This is a genomic window from Arthrobacter celericrescens, from assembly GCF_003614925.1.
Taxonomy (GTDB): domain Bacteria; phylum Actinomycetota; class Actinomycetes; order Actinomycetales; family Micrococcaceae; genus Arthrobacter; species Arthrobacter celericrescens.
In genome coordinates, this window is sequence record NZ_QYLP01000100.1 from 91,375 (window position 1) to 107,274 (window position 15,900).

General features: G+C 65.9%; 14 protein-coding genes. 8 read left to right on the top strand and 6 right to left on the bottom strand.

Annotated features, from left to right (window positions below):
- The first annotated feature begins 425 nt into the window (after positions 1–425).
- From D3654_RS19285 to D3654_RS19300, 4 genes are read left to right on the top strand one after another with little or no spacing between them, the layout of a single operon-like run.
- Positions 426–2,075: a pyridoxal phosphate-dependent decarboxylase family protein gene (locus D3654_RS19285; RefSeq protein WP_120523110.1), complete on the top strand. Its 1,650-nt coding sequence runs from the start codon at positions 426–428 to the stop codon at positions 2,073–2,075.
- The gene (locus tag D3654_RS19290) at positions 2,072–3,460 is read left to right on the top strand and encodes a lysine N(6)-hydroxylase/L-ornithine N(5)-oxygenase family protein (RefSeq protein WP_120523071.1); all 1,389 of its coding nucleotides are present in this window, start codon (positions 2,072–2,074) and stop codon (positions 3,458–3,460) included. The genes D3654_RS19285 and D3654_RS19290 overlap by 4 nt, the downstream gene beginning before the upstream one ends.
- Entirely contained in the window at positions 3,457–4,053 is a 597-nt protein-coding gene (locus D3654_RS19295) for a GNAT family N-acetyltransferase (protein WP_120523072.1), read from the top strand. The genes D3654_RS19290 and D3654_RS19295 overlap by 4 nt, the downstream gene beginning before the upstream one ends.
- Positions 4,050–5,912, top strand: coding sequence for an IucA/IucC family protein (locus tag D3654_RS19300; RefSeq protein ID WP_120523073.1), 1,863 nt, complete (start codon positions 4,050–4,052; stop codon positions 5,910–5,912). The genes D3654_RS19295 and D3654_RS19300 overlap by 4 nt, the downstream gene beginning before the upstream one ends.
- A gap of 127 nt (positions 5,913–6,039) precedes the next feature.
- Here D3654_RS19300 and D3654_RS19305 read toward each other — a convergent pair whose 3' ends face one another.
- Genes D3654_RS19305 through D3654_RS19315 form a run of 3 tightly spaced genes read right to left on the bottom strand, consistent with a single transcriptional unit; the run spans position 6,040 to position 8,587 of the window.
- Complete coding sequence (locus D3654_RS19305) at positions 6,040–7,209, bottom strand: acetyl-CoA C-acyltransferase (protein ID WP_120523074.1); 1,170 nt, start codon at positions 7,207–7,209, stop codon at positions 6,040–6,042.
- Positions 7,206–7,877, bottom strand: a complete 672-nt coding sequence (locus tag D3654_RS19310; protein ID WP_120523075.1) for a CoA transferase subunit B — start codon at positions 7,875–7,877, stop codon at positions 7,206–7,208. The genes D3654_RS19305 and D3654_RS19310 overlap by 4 nt, the downstream gene beginning before the upstream one ends.
- A 2-nt stretch (positions 7,878–7,879) precedes the next feature.
- Positions 7,880–8,587, bottom strand: coding sequence for a CoA transferase subunit A (locus D3654_RS19315; RefSeq protein ID WP_120523111.1), 708 nt, complete (start codon positions 8,585–8,587; stop codon positions 7,880–7,882).
- 134 nt (positions 8,588–8,721) lie between these two features.
- Between D3654_RS19315 and D3654_RS19320 the strand changes: the two genes are divergently transcribed.
- Both D3654_RS19320 and D3654_RS19325 read left to right on the top strand, forming a co-directional pair.
- The gene (locus D3654_RS19320; RefSeq protein WP_120523076.1) at positions 8,722–9,489 is read left to right on the top strand and encodes an IclR family transcriptional regulator; all 768 of its coding nucleotides are present in this window, start codon (positions 8,722–8,724) and stop codon (positions 9,487–9,489) included.
- Between the two features lie 132 nt (positions 9,490–9,621).
- Positions 9,622–9,912: a hypothetical protein gene (locus tag D3654_RS19325; protein WP_120523077.1), complete on the top strand. Its 291-nt coding sequence runs from the start codon at positions 9,622–9,624 to the stop codon at positions 9,910–9,912.
- Positions 9,913–9,922: 10 nt separating this feature from the next.
- On the opposite strand, the gene D3654_RS19330 is transcribed toward D3654_RS19325, so the two are convergent.
- Complete coding sequence (locus D3654_RS19330) at positions 9,923–10,432, bottom strand: tetratricopeptide repeat protein (protein ID WP_120523078.1); 510 nt, start codon at positions 10,430–10,432, stop codon at positions 9,923–9,925.
- Between the two features lie 207 nt (positions 10,433–10,639).
- Between D3654_RS19330 and D3654_RS19335 the strand changes: the two genes are divergently transcribed.
- The gene (locus D3654_RS19335) at positions 10,640–11,941 is read left to right on the top strand and encodes a flavin-containing monooxygenase (RefSeq protein ID WP_120523079.1); all 1,302 of its coding nucleotides are present in this window, start codon (positions 10,640–10,642) and stop codon (positions 11,939–11,941) included.
- Positions 11,942–12,105: 164 nt separating this feature from the next.
- Here D3654_RS19335 and D3654_RS19340 read toward each other — a convergent pair whose 3' ends face one another.
- Together D3654_RS19340 and D3654_RS19345 are read right to left on the bottom strand one after the other, a co-directional pair.
- Complete coding sequence (locus tag D3654_RS19340; protein WP_120523080.1) at positions 12,106–13,545, bottom strand: SLC13 family permease; 1,440 nt, start codon at positions 13,543–13,545, stop codon at positions 12,106–12,108.
- Between the two features lie 46 nt (positions 13,546–13,591).
- Positions 13,592–14,710, bottom strand: a complete 1,119-nt coding sequence (locus D3654_RS19345) for a PrpF domain-containing protein (RefSeq protein ID WP_120523081.1) — start codon at positions 14,708–14,710, stop codon at positions 13,592–13,594.
- A 240-nt stretch (positions 14,711–14,950) separates the two neighbouring features.
- Between D3654_RS19345 and D3654_RS19350 the strand changes: the two genes are divergently transcribed.
- Positions 14,951–15,889 (top strand): LysR family transcriptional regulator, encoded by a 939-nt coding sequence (locus tag D3654_RS19350; RefSeq protein ID WP_120523082.1) that lies wholly within the window; start codon positions 14,951–14,953, stop codon positions 15,887–15,889.
- The last annotated feature ends 11 nt before the right edge of the window (positions 15,890–15,900 follow it).

A 15,900-nucleotide genomic window follows, 5' to 3' on the forward strand; every position in this document is an offset into this window, starting at 1 on the left:
GTACAGGTCTCGGTCCAAGCCGGTACATTTTGCTGGATCACCCCGCTCCGACAGACTATGAAGCCCCGTACTTCCGGGCCGACGGGATCCGGGCCACACGGGTGATCCAGCAGAACGTCCGCCGATGGCCTCCCGCCCCGGGCGAGCGCCCCGCCCGGCCCTGCCCCGACCCGCCCGGATGCGACCCGCGCCCCCACCCCGCCCCGCGTCTGCACCTTTCGAACATGTGAAGGCGGGCAAATTACAGCACAGCGGCCCGCCGGATCCAGTCAACCCTTCCCGCCCGTCACACCTTATGAATTAGGGCACAAAAGTTTGACGAAAAGGCAAGCCTAAGTAAGGCTTGCCTTGCCTAACAGCGCGCGGAGTGTTGCTGGGCATTTGTTCGAACCCAGTGGAAGGAGGCCGACGTGACGTCGCCCAGCATGGAAGTCCGGCGCAGAGATATCGAGCGCAGTGATATCAAGCGCAACGAAACCGGGCGCGGTGAGGTTGGGCGCGGTGAAACCGACGCCCCGGAAGCGGACTTCGGGTCCAACGTGGAGCTTGCCCTCGCGGCCACCAACCAGCTTTTCAACGCGCGGAACTCGCCCAGTTATGTCGCACAGGTGCTGCAGGGCGTCAACGCCGTGGCCACCAAGGTCCAGCGGACCGCGCGGCCGTACACCGGCGTCGGGCATGCAGGGCTGAAGGCGAAGGTGGACGCCGTGGACCTCGGCCGTCCCCTCCGCGACACCGCCGCTGCCCTCGAGGAGCTCGACGAGCTTTACCTCAAGGACGCCATCTACTTCCACGACTCCCGCTACGCCGCGCACCTGAACTGCCCGGTGGTGATCCCTGCGCTGGTGGGTGAGGCCGTGCTCTCCGCCGTCAACTCCTCCATGGACACCTGGGACCAAAGCGCCGGCGCCACCATGATCGAACGCCGCCTCATCGACTGGACGGCTGAACGCCTCGGGTTCGGCAATGACGCCGACGGCGTGTTCACCTCCGGCGGCAGCCAGTCCAACTTCCAGGCCTTGCTGATCGCCCGCAACCATGCCGTCGCCAAGCTCCGCGCCTCAAGCCCCGAGGCCGGCGAGGCCCGCCTCCCGCACCTGCTCGATCGTCTGCGCATCTTCACCTCGCAGGACAGCCATTTCAGCATCCAGAAGTCGGCCTCCATGCTGGGCCTCGGGTTCGACGCCGTCGTCGCCGTCCCCACCGCCGCGGACCACCGCATGGATCCCGCCGCGCTGGCGGCTGCCCTTGCGGAAACGCACGACGCCGGCCTGGTGCCGATGGCGGTCGTGGCCACCGCCGGGACCACGGACTTCGGTTCGGTGGACCCGCTCGCGGAGCTCGCCGCCCTGGCCCGCGCCTACGATTCCTGGCTGCACATTGACGCCGCCTACGGCGGCGGCCTGCTGGTCTCCAACCGATACCGACACCTGATCGACGGCACCCAACTGGCCGACTCCGTCACCGTGGACTACCACAAGACCTACTTCCAGCCCGTGAGCTCCAGCGCCTTGATCGTCCGCAAAGGCTCCATGCTGCGCCACGTCACCTACTACGCGGACTACCTCAACCCGGAAAGCGCCGCCAAGGCACAAGTCCCCAACCAGGTGGACAAGAGCATCCAGACCACCCGCCGCTTCGACGCCCTCAAGCTGTGGCTGACCCTGCGCACCATGGGCGCCGACGCCATCGGTGCCCTCTTCGATGAAGCCATCGACCTCGCTGGACGCGTCGGTGCGCTGCTGGCCGAAGACCCGGAATTCGAGCTCGCCGCCGAACCCCAGCTGAGCACGCTCGTCTTCCGCTACCGGCCGCTTGTGGACGGCTCCCGCCTGGACGAAACCGCGGCGGACCGCCTCAACCCCGCCATCCGCGCCGCCGTCTTCGCCTCCGGCGAGGCCGTGGTGGCCGGCACCAAGGTGGACGGCCACCACTACCTGAAGTTCACCCTCCTCAACGCCGAGGCGAGCCGGAACGACATCCGCGAAATCATCGATCTCCTGCGCCGCACCGGCGCCGGCCTGCTCCCCGGCACCAACAGCGCCGGCACCAACAACGAGGACAACGCAGCATGAGCACTACCGCCCCCAAGGAATCCCAGGACAACGCCCGGGATACCGGCCGCATCTACGACCTCGCCGGGATCGGCCTCGGCCCCTTCAACCTGGGCTTGGCCGCGCTGAGCGAACCGATCGACGGCCTTGACGCCGTCTTCCTGGAGCGCCGCGAGTCCTTCGACTGGCACCCCGGAATGATGCTGGAGCCGGCGCACCTGCAGGTTCCCTTCATGGCGGACCTCGTCACCCTGGCCGATCCGACGTCGAAGTTCTCCTTCCTGAACTTCCTCAAGCAGACCGGGCGGTTGTACCGCTTCTACATCCGGGAAAACTTCTACCCGCTGCGCGCCGAGTTCAACCAGTACTGCCAGTGGGTGGCTGGCCAGCTCGACTCCGTGTGTTTTAGCACGGATGTGCTGGATGTTTCGTACGACGACGGCGTGTACACTCTCTCCGTGCAGGGCCCGGGCGGCGCTGAGGTGCTGCGGGCGCGGCGGCTGGTGCTCGGCACCGGAACCAGCCCCTACATTCCGGCCGCCTGTGCAGGAATAGTGACCGGCGAGAACGCCGGCGGACTTGTCCTCCACAACGCCGACTACCTGTCGAGGAAGAGTGAGCTGCAGGCCAAACGCAGCATCACCATCGTGGGCAGCGGCCAGAGCGCCGCGGAGCTCTACTACGAGCTGCTCGGCGAAATCGACGTCCACGGCTACCAGCTGAACTGGGTGACCCGTTCCGGCCGCTTCTTCCCGCTGGAGTACACCAAGCTGACCCTCGAAATGACCTCCCCGGAGTACGTGGACTACTTCCACTCCCTCCCGGCGGAGCAGCGCGATTCGTTGATCGACAGCCAGAAGAACCTCTACAAGGGCATCAACTCGGACTTGATCGACAGCATCTACGACCTCCTCTACACCAAGAGCCTCTCCGGCATCGTGGACACTCAGCTCTTCACGCACTCCTCGCTCAACGCTGCAGCCTGGGACGCCGCCAAGGGCACCCACACCCTTGACCTGCGCCACGACGAGCACGGCCGCGACTTCACCCTCGAGTCCGAGGCCGTAGTCTTCGCCACTGGTTACAAGTACCAGGAACCAGGCTTCCTGGCCGGCATCGCGGACCGCATCCGCCGCGACTACCGCGGACGGTTCGACGTCTCCCGCAACTACAGCACCGGCGTCGAACCCGGGGAAATCTTCGTCCAGAACGCCGAACTGCACACCCACGGCTTCGTCACCCCGGACCTCGGGATGGCCGCGTACCGCAATTCCTGGATCCTGCGCGAAATCACCGGCCGCGAGGTCTACCCGATCGAGGGCAGCATCGCCTTCCAGCAGTTCGGCGCCCCCGTGACGGCCGGCGCACCGGTCACCCCAGAAGCACCGGTGGCGGTGAACGCATGAGCTTCGCCTTCCGCCCTGTCGACCCCGTCGCCGACGCACCCCTCCTCCACAGCTGGGTGAGCCAGCCGTATGCGCGCTTCTGGGGCATGGTGTCCTCCACAGTCCGGGATGTTGAGGAAGAGTACGCGGGCATCGCCGCCAGCGGACACCACCAGGCGTTCCTGGGGCTCGACGGCGGCGTCCCCGCCTTCCTGATGGAGCGTTACCAGCCCGGTGAATCACCCTTGGCAGAGGTCTACGTCGTGCAGCCGGGGGATGTCGGCATGCACCTGCTCGTGGCCCCGCCGGACGGTGACCCGCAGCCCGGGTACACCACCGCCGTCATGCAGTCCGTGATGTCGCAGCTCTTCGAGGATCCGCAGGCCGAGCGGGTCGTCGTCGAGCCCGATGCCCGGAACCACAAGATCCACGTCCTGAACGAGCGGGTGGGCTTCCGCCCCGAGCGGGTGGTGACCCTTCCCGCCGTCGACCCCGCCGAAACGCACAAGGAAGCGCTCCTCAGCTTCTGCACGCGCGCCGATTTCCTCGCCACGTTGACCCCTGTGCTTGCCGCAGCCCGCCCCGCCTCCGAACCCGCAGGAGAGAGCCGATGACCGCCATTCTCGAAGCAAGCACCCGGTCCTCCGGCCCGGTGGAACACCTGACTCCCGAACGCTGGGCGGCCGCCAACCGCCACCTGGTCCGCAAGGCCATTGCGGAGTTCTCCCACGAGCGCATCCTGGTGCCCGAACTCCTGGAGGAGGCGTCCGCCGGCGTCGGGCAGTACCGCCTGGTGAGCGACGACGCCGCGGTGGAGTACCGCTTCCAGGCCAGCGTGCTCGAACTGGAGCACTGGAGCATCCCGGCGGAATCGATCACCCGGACGTCGCTGGCGGGGGACGGGCAAGGCAGACTGCCGCTGGACGCGCTGGACTTCATCGCCGAGTTCCGCGACACCCTGGCGATCCGCGAGGAGCAGCTGCCGGTCTACCTCGAGGAAATCAGCAGCACCCTTGCCGGCCACGCCTACAAGCAGGGCAACCCCCTCAGCTCGGCGGAACTGGCGGCCGGCATTACGGGCGGGGCAGACGTGGCCGCCGATTTCCAGGCCATCGAACGGACCATGAGCGAAGGGCATCCGTGCTTCGTGGCCAACAACGGCCGGCTCGGTTTCGGGATCACGGACTACCACGCCTTCGCCCCGGAAAGCGGTGCCGCCGTGCAGTTGCAGTGGATCGCTGTCCACGGCAGCAAAGCCGTATTCACCTCCAGCGCCGGCCTGGGCTACCGCGCCCACTTCGAAGTCGAACTCGGCGCAGACCTTCTGGCCTGCTTCGACGGGGAGTTGTCCGCGCGCGGCCTCAGCCCGCAGGACTACCTGCTCATGCCCGTGCACCCGTGGCAATGGGAGAACAAGCTCACCGTAACGTTCGCGGCCGAAATCGCCCGGCGGCACATCGTCCACCTGGGTACGGCGCCTGACGCCTACCAGGCACAACAGTCCATCCGGACGTTTTTTAACACGAGTGCGCCAAATAAGTGCTACGTGAAGACGGCCATGTCCGTGCTGAACATGGGCTTCATGCGGGGCCTCTCGCCGCAGTACATGAAGGCCACGCCGGCCATCAACGACTGGCTGCACGGGCTGATTTCCAGGGACGCCGAGCTGCAGGAACGCGGCCTGGCAATGATCCGCGAGTCCGCCGCGATCGGCTACCACAACCACTACTACGAGGCGGCCTCGGCCAAGGGCTCGGCGTACCGCAAGATGCTCTCGGCCCTATGGAGGGAAAGTCCGCTGCCGCTGCTGGACGGCGGAAAAGACAAGGGGCAGCAGCTGGCCACGATGGCGTCGCTGCTCCATGTGGACGCCGACGGCGCCTCCATGGCCTCGGCCCTCATCAAACGCTCCGGACTGGAACCCGCCGAGTGGCTGCGCCGCTACCTCGAGGCCTACCTGGTTCCGCTGATCCATTGCCTCTTCGAGTACGAACTGGCCTTCATGCCGCACGGCGAGAACGTCATCCTGGTGCTGGAAAACGGCGTGCCGGTCCGCGCCATCATGAAGGACATTGCCGAGGAGATCGTGGTGATGGGGGAGCGGCTCGAGCTGCCGGAGGAAGTCTCCCGCATCAAGGCCGACATCCCCGCCGAGGAAATGGTGCTCGCCATCTTCACAGACGTCTTCGACTGCATCTTCCGCTTCCTGTCCGCAATCCTCGCGGAGGACGGAACGCTCGCCGAGGATGAGTTCTGGAAGGTGACGGCCGGCGTCGTGCGTTCCTACCAGAAGCGGCACCCGGAACTGGCGGATCAGTTCGCCATGCATGATCTCTTCGCGCCGGACTTCGAGCTGTCCTGCCTGAACCGCCTGCAGCTGCGCAACAACCAGCAGATGCTGGACCTGGCGGATCCTTCGGGCGGGCTGCAAATGGCCGGGCGGCTGAAGAACCCGCTGGCGCGGTTCGCTTAGGCGGCCCTTGTCCTTGGGCGGCACTTGTCCCTGGGGTGTCAACACTGACACCCCCAGGGACAACGCTCAAAGCGTGGGGACGTTTGCGAGCAGTTCCCTCGCCGCATGGCAGCCGGACAGCGCCTCCCTACAGTGACCTCAGGATGATTGCAGATCCTTGTCCGCCGCCGCCGCAGATTCCCGCGGCTCCTATCTGTCCCGGCCCGCCCTCGGCAAGTTGCCGGGCAAGGGTGCCGACGATGCGTGCCCCCGAGGCTCCGATGGGATGGCCCAGGGCGATCGCCCCTCCTCGTGTATTGACTATGTCCGCACTGACGCCGAGCGTCTGGGTCGACCGGATGGCCACCGCGGCGAAGGCCTCGTTGATCTCGATGGCGGCAAGGTCCTGGACGCCGCCGTCGATCTTTTCGAGGGCGGCCAGTATGGCCCTGGCGGGCTGCTCGTGCAGGCGGACGTCGGGTCCGGCCACGAACGCGTGGGACTCCACCACGGCGATCGGCGACAGGCCCAATCGTTCGGCCGCTGCCGGGCTGACCAGGACCAACGCGGCGGCGCCATCCGTGATCTGCGAAGCGTTGCCGGCGGTGATCGTGCCGTCCTTGCTAAAGGCCGGGCGCAGGCCCCCGAGCAATTCGTCGGTCATCCCGGTCCGGACGCCGTCGTCGTCGGCAATCACCGTGGCGCCCCCGCGCGACGGGACCGTGTAGTCGGCGATCTCGTCCGCATGGAAGACCGCATACTTCTCGGCACGCTGATGGGAGGACGCCGCCCAGGCGTCTTGGACGGCCCGGTCCAGGCCGTAGTGGGCGTTGCCGTCCTCCGTGGACATGCCCATCGAACGCTGTTCGAAGGCGTCCGTCAGCCCGTCGACCTCAAGGGTGTCCACCGCCTGGAGGGCTCCGTACTTTTGGCCGGAACGGGCGTTGAAGACGTGGGGTGCGAGGGACATCGATTCCTGGCCCAGGGCCACCACGATGTCCGCTTCGCCGAGGTCGATGAGGCGTGCTGCAGCAGTGACGGCCTCCATGCCGGAAAGGCAGACGGCGCTCAGCGTCAACGCCGGAACGGTCAAGGGGATGCCCGCGGCAACGGCGGACTGGCGGGCAGGGTTCTGCCCGGCTCCACCTTGCAGGACCTGCCCGGCAATTACCCTTTGGACCTCCTCGGGACTGACGCCTGCGCGGTTCAGTGCCGCGGAAATCGCGTGCGCCCCGAGCGCTGTGGCCGGGATGGAGGCGAAACGTCCGTTGAACTTGGCGAAAGGGGTTCGCGCGTAGCCGGCGATCAGGGCGGTCATGCGCCTGCCCCGACGGTCTCTGCCAGGTCCTGCAGCTCCTGGCCAACGTTGAACGCCGCGCCCGTCAGCTCGCGGAGCTCGGCGATGCTTTGCCCCGGCGCGACCTGGCGCAGGACAAGTTCCCCGTCGACCACATCGAAAACTGCTCGGTCGCTGATAATGCGGTTCACGACGCCGACTCCGGTCAAGGGAAGGTCGCATTCCGCGACGATCTTGGGGGTGCCGTCCTTCGCCACGTGATCGGTGACCACGATGACGCGGGGAGTGCCGGCCACCAGGTCCATGGCGCCGCCCATGCCTTTGACGAGCTTGCCCGGGATGGTCCAGTTGGCCAGGTCGCCGGAGGCCGAGACCTGCAGGGCACCGAGGATGGCAGTCTGGACATGTCCGCCGCGGATCATGCCGAACGAGACGGCCGAGTCGAAGAAACTTCCCCCCGGCAGCACCGTGACGGTCTGCTTTCCAGCGTTGATGAGGTCGGCGTCTTCCTCGCCGTCGTAGGGGAACGGCCCGATGCCAAGCAGTCCGTTCTCGCTCTGGAGGGTGACGCGGACGCCGTCGGGCAAATAGTTGGCGACCAAGGTGGGAATCCCAATGCCGAGATTCACGTACTGGCCGTCTTCAAGTTCGGCGGCCGCGATAGCGGCCATTTCATCACGGGTCCACATGTTCATACCTCCGCGCGGACCCTTACGGTCCGCTGCTCGATGTCTTTGCTTGGGTTGGCTACGTGTACGACCCGCTGAACGAAGACGCCGGGTGTAACGACGTCGTTGGGATCGAGGTAGCCATCGACGATCTCTTCCGCTTCGGCGATGGTGAGGCGGCCTGCTGATGCGACGAGGGGGTTGAAATTGCGGGCCGTCATCCGATACCGCAAGTTGCCTTCGCCGTCGGCCTGGTGTGCGCGAACCAGGGCGATGTCGGCAACAATGCCGCGTTCCAGGATGCACCGCCTCCCGTCGAATGTGGCCTCCGGCTTGCCTTCGGCGATCGGCGTTCCCACGCCGGTTGGGGTGTAGAACGCGGGAATTCCGGCCCCTCCCGCCCGGAGGCGTTCGGCGAGTGTGCCCTGGGGAACAAACTCGACGTCGAGCGTCCCCGCCAGGTACTGCTCGGCGAACAGCTTGTTCTCTCCTACGTAGGAGGCCAGGACCTTGCTGACTTGCCGGTTCTCCAGCAGCAGGCCCAGCCCCTTGCCGTCGACGCCCATGTTGTTGGACACGACGGTCAGGTTCCGGGCGCCACTATCCCGGACCGCCTCAATGAGGTCCCGGGGAATGCCGCTGAGGCCGAAACCGCCCACCGCAAGCGTCATCCCGTCCCGGATGGTTCCGGCCAGCGCCTCTGCTGCGCTGTCCCAAATTTTTGATGCCATCATCACTCCGTCCATTATGTGGTCGCTCCCGATCAGGCTATGGATGGCTCAGAAGGCAGTCAATTGATTTGCCGCGGAGCGGGAAGATTGCTCGGAATGTGGCCCAGTCGCTCAAAAGTGTCCATAATGTAGACATGAGCGGAACACTTCCTGGCGCCCAAGTCGTCGGCCGGATCGGCCAAGTTCTCCGGACCGTTAGCGGTGCCATGCCCCGTGGCATCGGCACGAGCGAGGTTGCCCGCGCCACCGGCTTGGCGCGGCCCACAGCCCACCGCTTGCTCTCGTCCCTGGCGGCCGAGGGCTTCCTCGACCACGACTCGAAGGCCGGCAGGTGGCATCTCGGGCCGGAGCTCTACCTCATGGGATCGGTCGCCGCCGAGCGCTATGACATCACCCACCTGGCGCATGAGCACGTCCAGGCCCTCGCCGAGGAAACCGGGGAAAGTGCCTTCCTCTCCGCCCGCCGCGGCGGTGAGACGGTCTGCGTGTTGCGCCAGGAGGGCAGCTTCCCGATCCGCTCGTTCGTCCTATACGAGGGCAAGCGCTTCCCCCTCGGGGTTGCGTCAGCCGGCCTGGCCATCCTCTCCTTCATGCCGTCCGACGCCGTTGAACGCTACCTCTCGCACGCCGAACTCGAGGAACACTACGGTCCGGAACACAGCCCGGAGCGTATCCGCCAGGGAATAGAAGCGACGAGGAATGCTGGCTATGCCACCAATCCAGGCCTCGTCGTGCCCGGGAGCTGGGGGATGGGCGCCGCCGTGTTCGACGCCGCCGGGCAGCCGGCCTGGGCGCTAAGCATCACCGGCATCGAGTCGCGGTTCTCCGCCGAGCGCCGTCCGGTCCTCGGCCGGCTGCTGCTGAGGCACGCCCATGCCCTGTCCGAAAAGATCAAAAAGTGACCGGCTTGCCATGGCCTGCGGCGGGGCGTCCTCCAAGCAGTCACGGTGCGGCCGGCAGTCTTGCGTTGCCCTAGCCAACAGAGCCGGACAGTGCTTACCTGAGTGGTATCGGGACAGCATTCGGGGGTTGGCATGGCTGAACGGAATGATGACCATTGGGTCCTGATCGGGCGTGATCAGCTGCGGGGATCCCTGGCCGGAACCTGCGCGTTCGTGGCGCTCCTGTGCTGGTGGATCGGGCTGACGGGCTACGTCAACGCCGGCGGATTCGCCAGCGGTGCCGGTGGGATTCTGGTGTTTCTCATGCCGCCTGCATGGGTCACCGCGCTTGCCGTGGTGCTGATGCGCGGCGTCATCCACCATGCCCCGAGGTCGGTCCGCCATTTTCCGAGGCGCCACCACGGAGGCCGCCCTGCCAGGTGACCCGGCGGGCTTAGCCCTCGTCCGTCGTCGACGGCTTCTCCAGGAGGGCGCGGGCGTAGTTCTTCATCGAGCGCTGGTACCGCGGAAGGTGCGGCGCCAGCGCCGCGAGGGCGAGCGAGAGGCCTTCGCGTTCCCGCCCGGTATCGGCGAGGGCCAGGGCCAGCACGGCGTCCACGGCGTCGGAAAGCCGGTCCCGGCCGCGGCCGCGCTCGTCCGTCAGCATCGTCACGCTGATGTCCGGGCGGCCCAGGTTCCGCAGTGAGCTCGCCAGCTGGATGACCGCCCGACGCCGGCGCTCGCCTTTCAGCCCCGTTTCCAGCGCCTTGCCGTACAGGGGAACGGCGCGTTCCGGATAGCCCGTGGAGTCGTAGGCTGCCGCCAGTTCGAAGTCGGCTTCGGCCGTGCCCTCGGGCAGTTCCGCGCAAAGCCTTTTCATCGCGGTATGGAAGTCGTCGCGCGCGTGCTCGTCGAGCGAGGCCCACAAGGCGGCGACGCGTTCTTCCCACTCACGGTTCTGCATACGGACAAGAGTAGCGGGAGTGACACGTGGGGTCCGTCGTGCCTGTGCGATTTCCCTGGAAGAGTAAGCCGTTGCATCAATTATTCAGATTTTCTTGGCCGGATTTATTCGCTATGCAGATGCAGTTTGGCGCGTGATGATGGGTAAACCGTCACACAGGGCGCGATCTTTGATGTCGTGCGCGTCAAGTTACATAGGAGTATTGACATGGCTAGCCAAGAGGTTGAAGTCCTCGTTGTAGGCGCGGGTCAGGCCGGGATCGCGATGAGCGAGCACTTGGGTGAGCGCGGAATTTCGCACCTGGTCCTGGAACGGGACCGCATCGCCGAGCGGTGGCGCACCATGCGCTGGGATTCCCTGGTCGCGAACGGGCCGGCCTGGCACGACCGCTTTCCCGGCCTGGAGTTCACCGGCCTCGAGCCCGGCGAGTTCGCCTCGAAGGAACAGGTTGCCGACTACTTCGAGGCCTACGCGGCCAAGATCGACGCGCCGGTTCGCTGCGGCGTCGAGGTGACGTCCGTGCGCAGGAAGGCCGGCGCTCCCGGCTTCCACGTCGGGACCAGCGACGGCGACCTCGACGCCCGCTACGTCGTTGCGGCAACGGGACCATTCCAGCAGCCGGTGATCCCCGCCGTCGTGCCTGAATCCGCAGGGCTGGTGCAGCTTCATTCGAGCCTGTACCGCAACCCGGAACAGCTGCCCGACGGCGGCGTCCTGGTTGTCGGGGCCGGTTCCTCCGGCGTGCAGATCGCCGCGGAGATCCAGCGGTCGGGCCGGCAGGTCCACCTTTCGGTGGGCCCGCACGACCGTCCCCCGCGCAGCTACCGCGGACGCGACTTCTGCTGGTGGCTCGGGGTGCTCGGAATGTGGGACGCCTCCACGCCGCCGCAGGGTGCGGAGCACGTGACGATCGCGGTGAGCGGGGCCGACGGCGGCCGCACCGTCGATTTCCGCGAACTAGCCGAGGGTGGCATCGCGCTTGTTGGCCGGACCGAAGCGTTCGAGGACGGCATCATGCGGTTCGCGGGGGACTTGCGGAACAACGTCGCCAACGGCGATGCCCACTACTTGGGTCTGCTCGATGAAGCCGATGCGTATGTCGAGCGCAACGGCCTGGACCTTCCGGAAGAGCCCGAAGCCCGTATCCTGCGGCCGGACCCGGAGAGCCTCGCCGCCCCGATCCGCGAGCTCGACCTGGCTGCGGCGGGTGTTACGTCCATCATCTGGGCCACCGGTTTCGTGCAGGACTACAGCTGGCTGGAGGTGGACGCGTTCGACGAAAAGGGCAAGCCCCGGCAGCAGCGCGGCGTTTCTACGGAACCGGGTGTGTACTTCCTGGGCCTGCCGTGGCAGTCCCGCCGCGGCTCGAGCTTCATCTGGGGCGTGTGGCACGACGCCAAGTACGTCGCCGACCAGATTTCCATCCAGCGCAGCTACCGGGCCCACAACGAGGAGCAGCCGCTTGTAGCGGGTGGAGCGGCCGGGGTGCCGGCCGGAGTGGCGAGCTAGTCATGGACAGGCCGAAGGCAGGGCGGCTGAATCGCCGCCCTGCCTTCGGTGCGTATGGGTGTTCCTGCGCCCGTCTTTCGGGTCTCCTGTTGCGCCGGAGGGCAGGTTCCCATGCGCTAACCGGACACGAGTCCGGCGGTCTGTGCCGGCTAAATTAGTGCCGGCTACATGATGCCGGTCGGGACGAGCAGGGCCCACGCCAGCGCCGGGGCGACGAGGACAACGCCGCCTGCGTACGCCATGAGCTGCCGGTAGACCCGCTGCCGGTCGGCGTCGCGCGCGTTGGCGACCACGAGCGCTCCGTCCGTCGAGAACGGCGAAACGTCCACCACGGTGGCGGCGACGGACAAGGCGGCGACAGTTCCCGAGGCGCTCAGCGAGCTGGTTGCCAGCAATGGACCGGCCATCGGGATGAAGGCGGTCAACAGGGCAGTGGAGGAGGCGAACGCCGACCCGACGCCGATCACGTAGCAGAGGACCAGGGCGATGAGGAGCGGTGCACCCAGTGCGAGCGCCAGTTCGGCCAGGGTGTCGATCACGCCGACGTGCTGCAGCAGGGAAACGTAGGTGATCATGCCCGCCACCAACAGGACCGTGGACCAGGAGACGCCGCCGATGAACGTCTTGTGTTCCTTGATGTTGACGAAAGCCAGGAGGAGGCCTGCCGAGAGGGCAACGAATCCGATCGGCATGTGGAAGCCCAGCGTGCACACGAGGATCGCGGCGATAAGGCCCAGGGTGAGGATCTGCTGGCCGTGCGGCCGCGTTGCCTGTGCGGCATCGATGCCCGCATAGCCGTTAGCGTGGTTGTCCTGCAGCTTGCCCAGGAGGCCGAAGAGCACGATTGTCAGCACCGACAGGATGAAGTTGACGGCAAAGCTGGCCAGGAACAGCGCGCCTTGGTCGATGGGGAATTCATTCTTGTGGGCGATGTCGTGGACCAGCACTCCGGCAACGGAGAGCGGGGAGAAGCCTCCCGCATGCGCTCCGTTGATAACGAAGGCGCCCATCACCACGGGGTGGATGCGTGATTCATAGGCCAGCCCCAGCGCGGCCGGTGCCAGGAGCGCGACGGCGGCCGGGGAGAAGGTGCCCAGTGCCGTCAGTGCTGCGGCCATGAGGAAGAAGACCCAAGGCATGAGGAGGGTCTTGCCCCGGACCAAGCGCACGCAGGCCTGGACGATGATGTCGATGGTCCCGTTCCTTTGGGCCATGCTGAAGAAGTAGGTGACTCCGATGATCGTGATGACGATGTTGGCCGGGAAATCCGCGAGGATCTCTTTGTCTTTCATGCCCAGCATGAAATAGCCGACGCCGAACGAGGCAACCAGTCCCATCACCCCAATGTTCAGCGGCCACTTCGTCGCCACCACGAACATGATTACCAGGATGACCAGCGGGATGATTTGCGTGGCGGTCATGGTCGGCTCCGATCCCGAAGCGGCCGAAGGGTTGCCCATGGCACCGCCGAAGAAGAGGGCAGAAAGTCCCAAAACGGTGATGGCGATGGCCGTCACCAGCAGGATACGACGGCGGCGCTTGGACCGCTGGGAACGGTCGTCGAGGTCAGTGATTGGTGCAGTGTTTTCTGCTGTCTTGGTCATGGTGCTCTCTCTTCGTTGAGTAGCGTTGCTCAGTTGATGGCCCAGCTCAGTTGGTGGCGCCGGCGAGGGAGGCGCCGACTGTGCTGTCGACGTCCCGGGGAAGGTGGATGGTGGTGGAAGCGATGGTGCGGGCTGTTCGGTCCACGCCGACGAGCTGGGATCCGTCCCGTTCCTCGCTCCAGGTTTCGATCACTCCGGCTGGCGTGCGCAAGCGCAGGGTTGAGTGGGTGCTGCCGCGCATGAAGTCGTTCATGGCGGTGCCCGGGGTCCGGGCGGCAAGGGTCAGCGCGATGCTTCCGGTGATGGCCAGGGCCGGGTGCGGCTTGCCCATGGAGAGCATCATGACGCTGGCGTCACTGTCCCGGTCGGAGCGGGCAGGTGGAGCAACGATTGCGACCTTGGGGACGGCGCGGGCCGCCTCGCTGGTGGTCGCTGCGAGGCCCATACGCACGGCCGCCTGACGGCGGATGTGTTCCAGCGTCTCCAATCGCAGTTCCAGCCCGGCGAACCAGGTGTCGTAGCGTTCAGGGTCAAGGCCCGACTCCTCAGCGCGGAGGATGACGACCGGCGCCCCGGCGTCCACCATGGAGACGGTCCAGCGGGTTCCGCCGGCCGTGATCGTGTCCGAGGCCGATCCGGTGGGAAGCAACTTGCCGGTGGTTTTGCCGGCCGGGTCCTGGAAGCCGAGGCCCACTCGGTAGCCGGGGAACGGCACACCCGGCATCTCCGTCTGCGGGACGATCGGCAGGGCGCCGGACGGTGTGGACACCCGCTGGATGATGATCTGGCCGGTATTGGTGTTGCGGGTAACGATCCGGGTGACATCGCCGTCAGGCGTCACCCAGCCTTTTTCGATGGCGTAGAGGCCGACCACTGCCGAGCAGTTGCCGCAGTTGCTGCCCCAGTCCACGGCTGCTTCCTCGATGCCCACTTGTGCGAAGGTGAACTCGACGTCGACCTCACCGCCAAACGGCCGGTTGAGGATCATGGCCTTGCTGGTTGTTGAGGTTGCCCCGCCAACGCCATCGATCTGCCGGTGGTCGGGACTGCCGAAGAGCCGCGGAAGCAAGACGTCCGGGCTCGTTTGGGTCTCTTCCAGATGTGCCGTCTCGAACACCCAGCACTTGCTGGTGCCACCGCGCATCCATTCCGCTTCGATCTTCATGATCTCTTCCTTGCTCTCTCGAGGCCCCGGTGGTGAAGGGGGTTGATTCGAGATTGAGCCAGATCACAAATGAAGACAATGTTGGATATCTGGAGAGGTATGTAGCATTGCTTCATTCATTGTCGTGAGGGGGAAGAATGAATGACTGATCGCGCGGGAAATAGCATGACTTCCGCCCAGGATGCAGGATTCCTTGGAGCGAATGCATAGAATTAACCATTCGAACTGAAGGGTGAAGCGTTGCTAAACGAGGATCACGCAAGTCTTTTCGACATCCGGCGCCTGGCGCTGCTTGTTGAAGTCGTGGAGCAAGGATCCATCACCGCCGCAGCCGAGCTGATGCTGTACACGCCCTCCGCTGTTTCCCAGCAACTCAGGAAGCTTGAGCAGGAAGTCGGCCAGCCTTTGCTGAACCGGCGCTCCCGCGGCGTGGTGCCCACGGAAGCAGGCCAGGTACTGGCCGGCCACGCACGGAAAATCGTTGGGCAAATGAAGGCTGCCCATGCCGACCTCGAACAAATCGCGGGGCTGAAGCGCGGCTCGCTCGCCGTAGGCACCTTTCCCACCCTTGCCGGTTCTTTCCTGCCCTTGGTGATCCGGGCCTTCAAGAAGCGGTACCCCGCCATTGGCCTGTCCTTGCGGAGCGCGCGCTTCGATGAACTCGTCAATGATCTGCAGTCCGGACTCACCGGCCTGTGTTTGCTATGGGACTATCCCTGGAATCGCTTCCACGATGACACCATCCGCTTGACCGAGGTTTTCCACGAGAGCACGGTGCTCCTCGTATCGCGCAACCACCCCCTCGCCGATCGGGAGGAGATCCGGATGGAGGAACTCCGCAAGGAATCGTGGATCGTCCGTGCCGAAGCCCACCCGGTGGTGGAGGTCCTGCAACGCTCCGCCCACGCGGCAGGCTTTGAGCCGACCATCGGCTTCCTGGCCAACGACTACCAGGAGGCCCAGGCCATGGTCAGTGTCGGCATGGGCGTAGCCATGGTGCCCAAGACTGCTGTTGCCCTCCAACATCCCGATGTGCGCGTCATCAGCCTTGGCCCTGATGCACCCCTGCGGCGGGTGTTGCTGGCCCAACGCCAGGACAAGGTCTACGCCCCGGCGGAAGTTGCTTTCCAGTCCACTTTGTTGGAGATCGCCCGGGAACGGGCCGAAGACTACTTGTAAGAGGCCAGGGA

Bases quoted from the DNA above. Each gene is read 5' to 3' on its own strand.
- D3654_RS19320 (WP_120523076.1), top strand. From the start codon at position 8,722: ATGAGCGGAACACTTCCTGGCGCCCAAGTCGTCGGCCGGATCGGCCAA.
- D3654_RS19330 (WP_120523078.1), bottom strand. From the start codon at position 10,432: ATGCAGAACCGTGAGTGGGAAGAACGCGTCGCCGCCTTGTGGGCCTCG.
- D3654_RS19340 (WP_120523080.1), bottom strand. From the start codon at position 13,545: ATGACCAAGACAGCAGAAAACACTGCACCAATCACTGACCTCGACGAC.
- D3654_RS19325 (WP_120523077.1), top strand. From the start codon at position 9,622: ATGGCTGAACGGAATGATGACCATTGGGTCCTGATCGGGCGTGATCAG.
- D3654_RS19300 (WP_120523073.1), top strand. From the start codon at position 4,050: ATGACCGCCATTCTCGAAGCAAGCACCCGGTCCTCCGGCCCGGTGGAA.
- D3654_RS19305 (WP_120523074.1), bottom strand. From the start codon at position 7,209: ATGACCGCCCTGATCGCCGGCTACGCGCGAACCCCTTTCGCCAAGTTC.
- D3654_RS19315 (WP_120523111.1), bottom strand. From the start codon at position 8,587: ATGGCATCAAAAATTTGGGACAGCGCAGCAGAGGCGCTGGCCGGAACC.
- D3654_RS19285 (WP_120523110.1), top strand. From the start codon at position 426: ATGGAAGTCCGGCGCAGAGATATCGAGCGCAGTGATATCAAGCGCAAC.
- D3654_RS19290 (WP_120523071.1), top strand. From the start codon at position 2,072: ATGAGCACTACCGCCCCCAAGGAATCCCAGGACAACGCCCGGGATACC.
- D3654_RS19295 (WP_120523072.1), top strand. From the start codon at position 3,457: ATGAGCTTCGCCTTCCGCCCTGTCGACCCCGTCGCCGACGCACCCCTC.
- D3654_RS19310 (WP_120523075.1), bottom strand. From the start codon at position 7,877: ATGTGGACCCGTGATGAAATGGCCGCTATCGCGGCCGCCGAACTTGAA.
- D3654_RS19335 (WP_120523079.1), top strand. From the start codon at position 10,640: ATGGCTAGCCAAGAGGTTGAAGTCCTCGTTGTAGGCGCGGGTCAGGCC.
- D3654_RS19345 (WP_120523081.1), bottom strand. From the start codon at position 14,710: ATGAAGATCGAAGCGGAATGGATGCGCGGTGGCACCAGCAAGTGCTGG.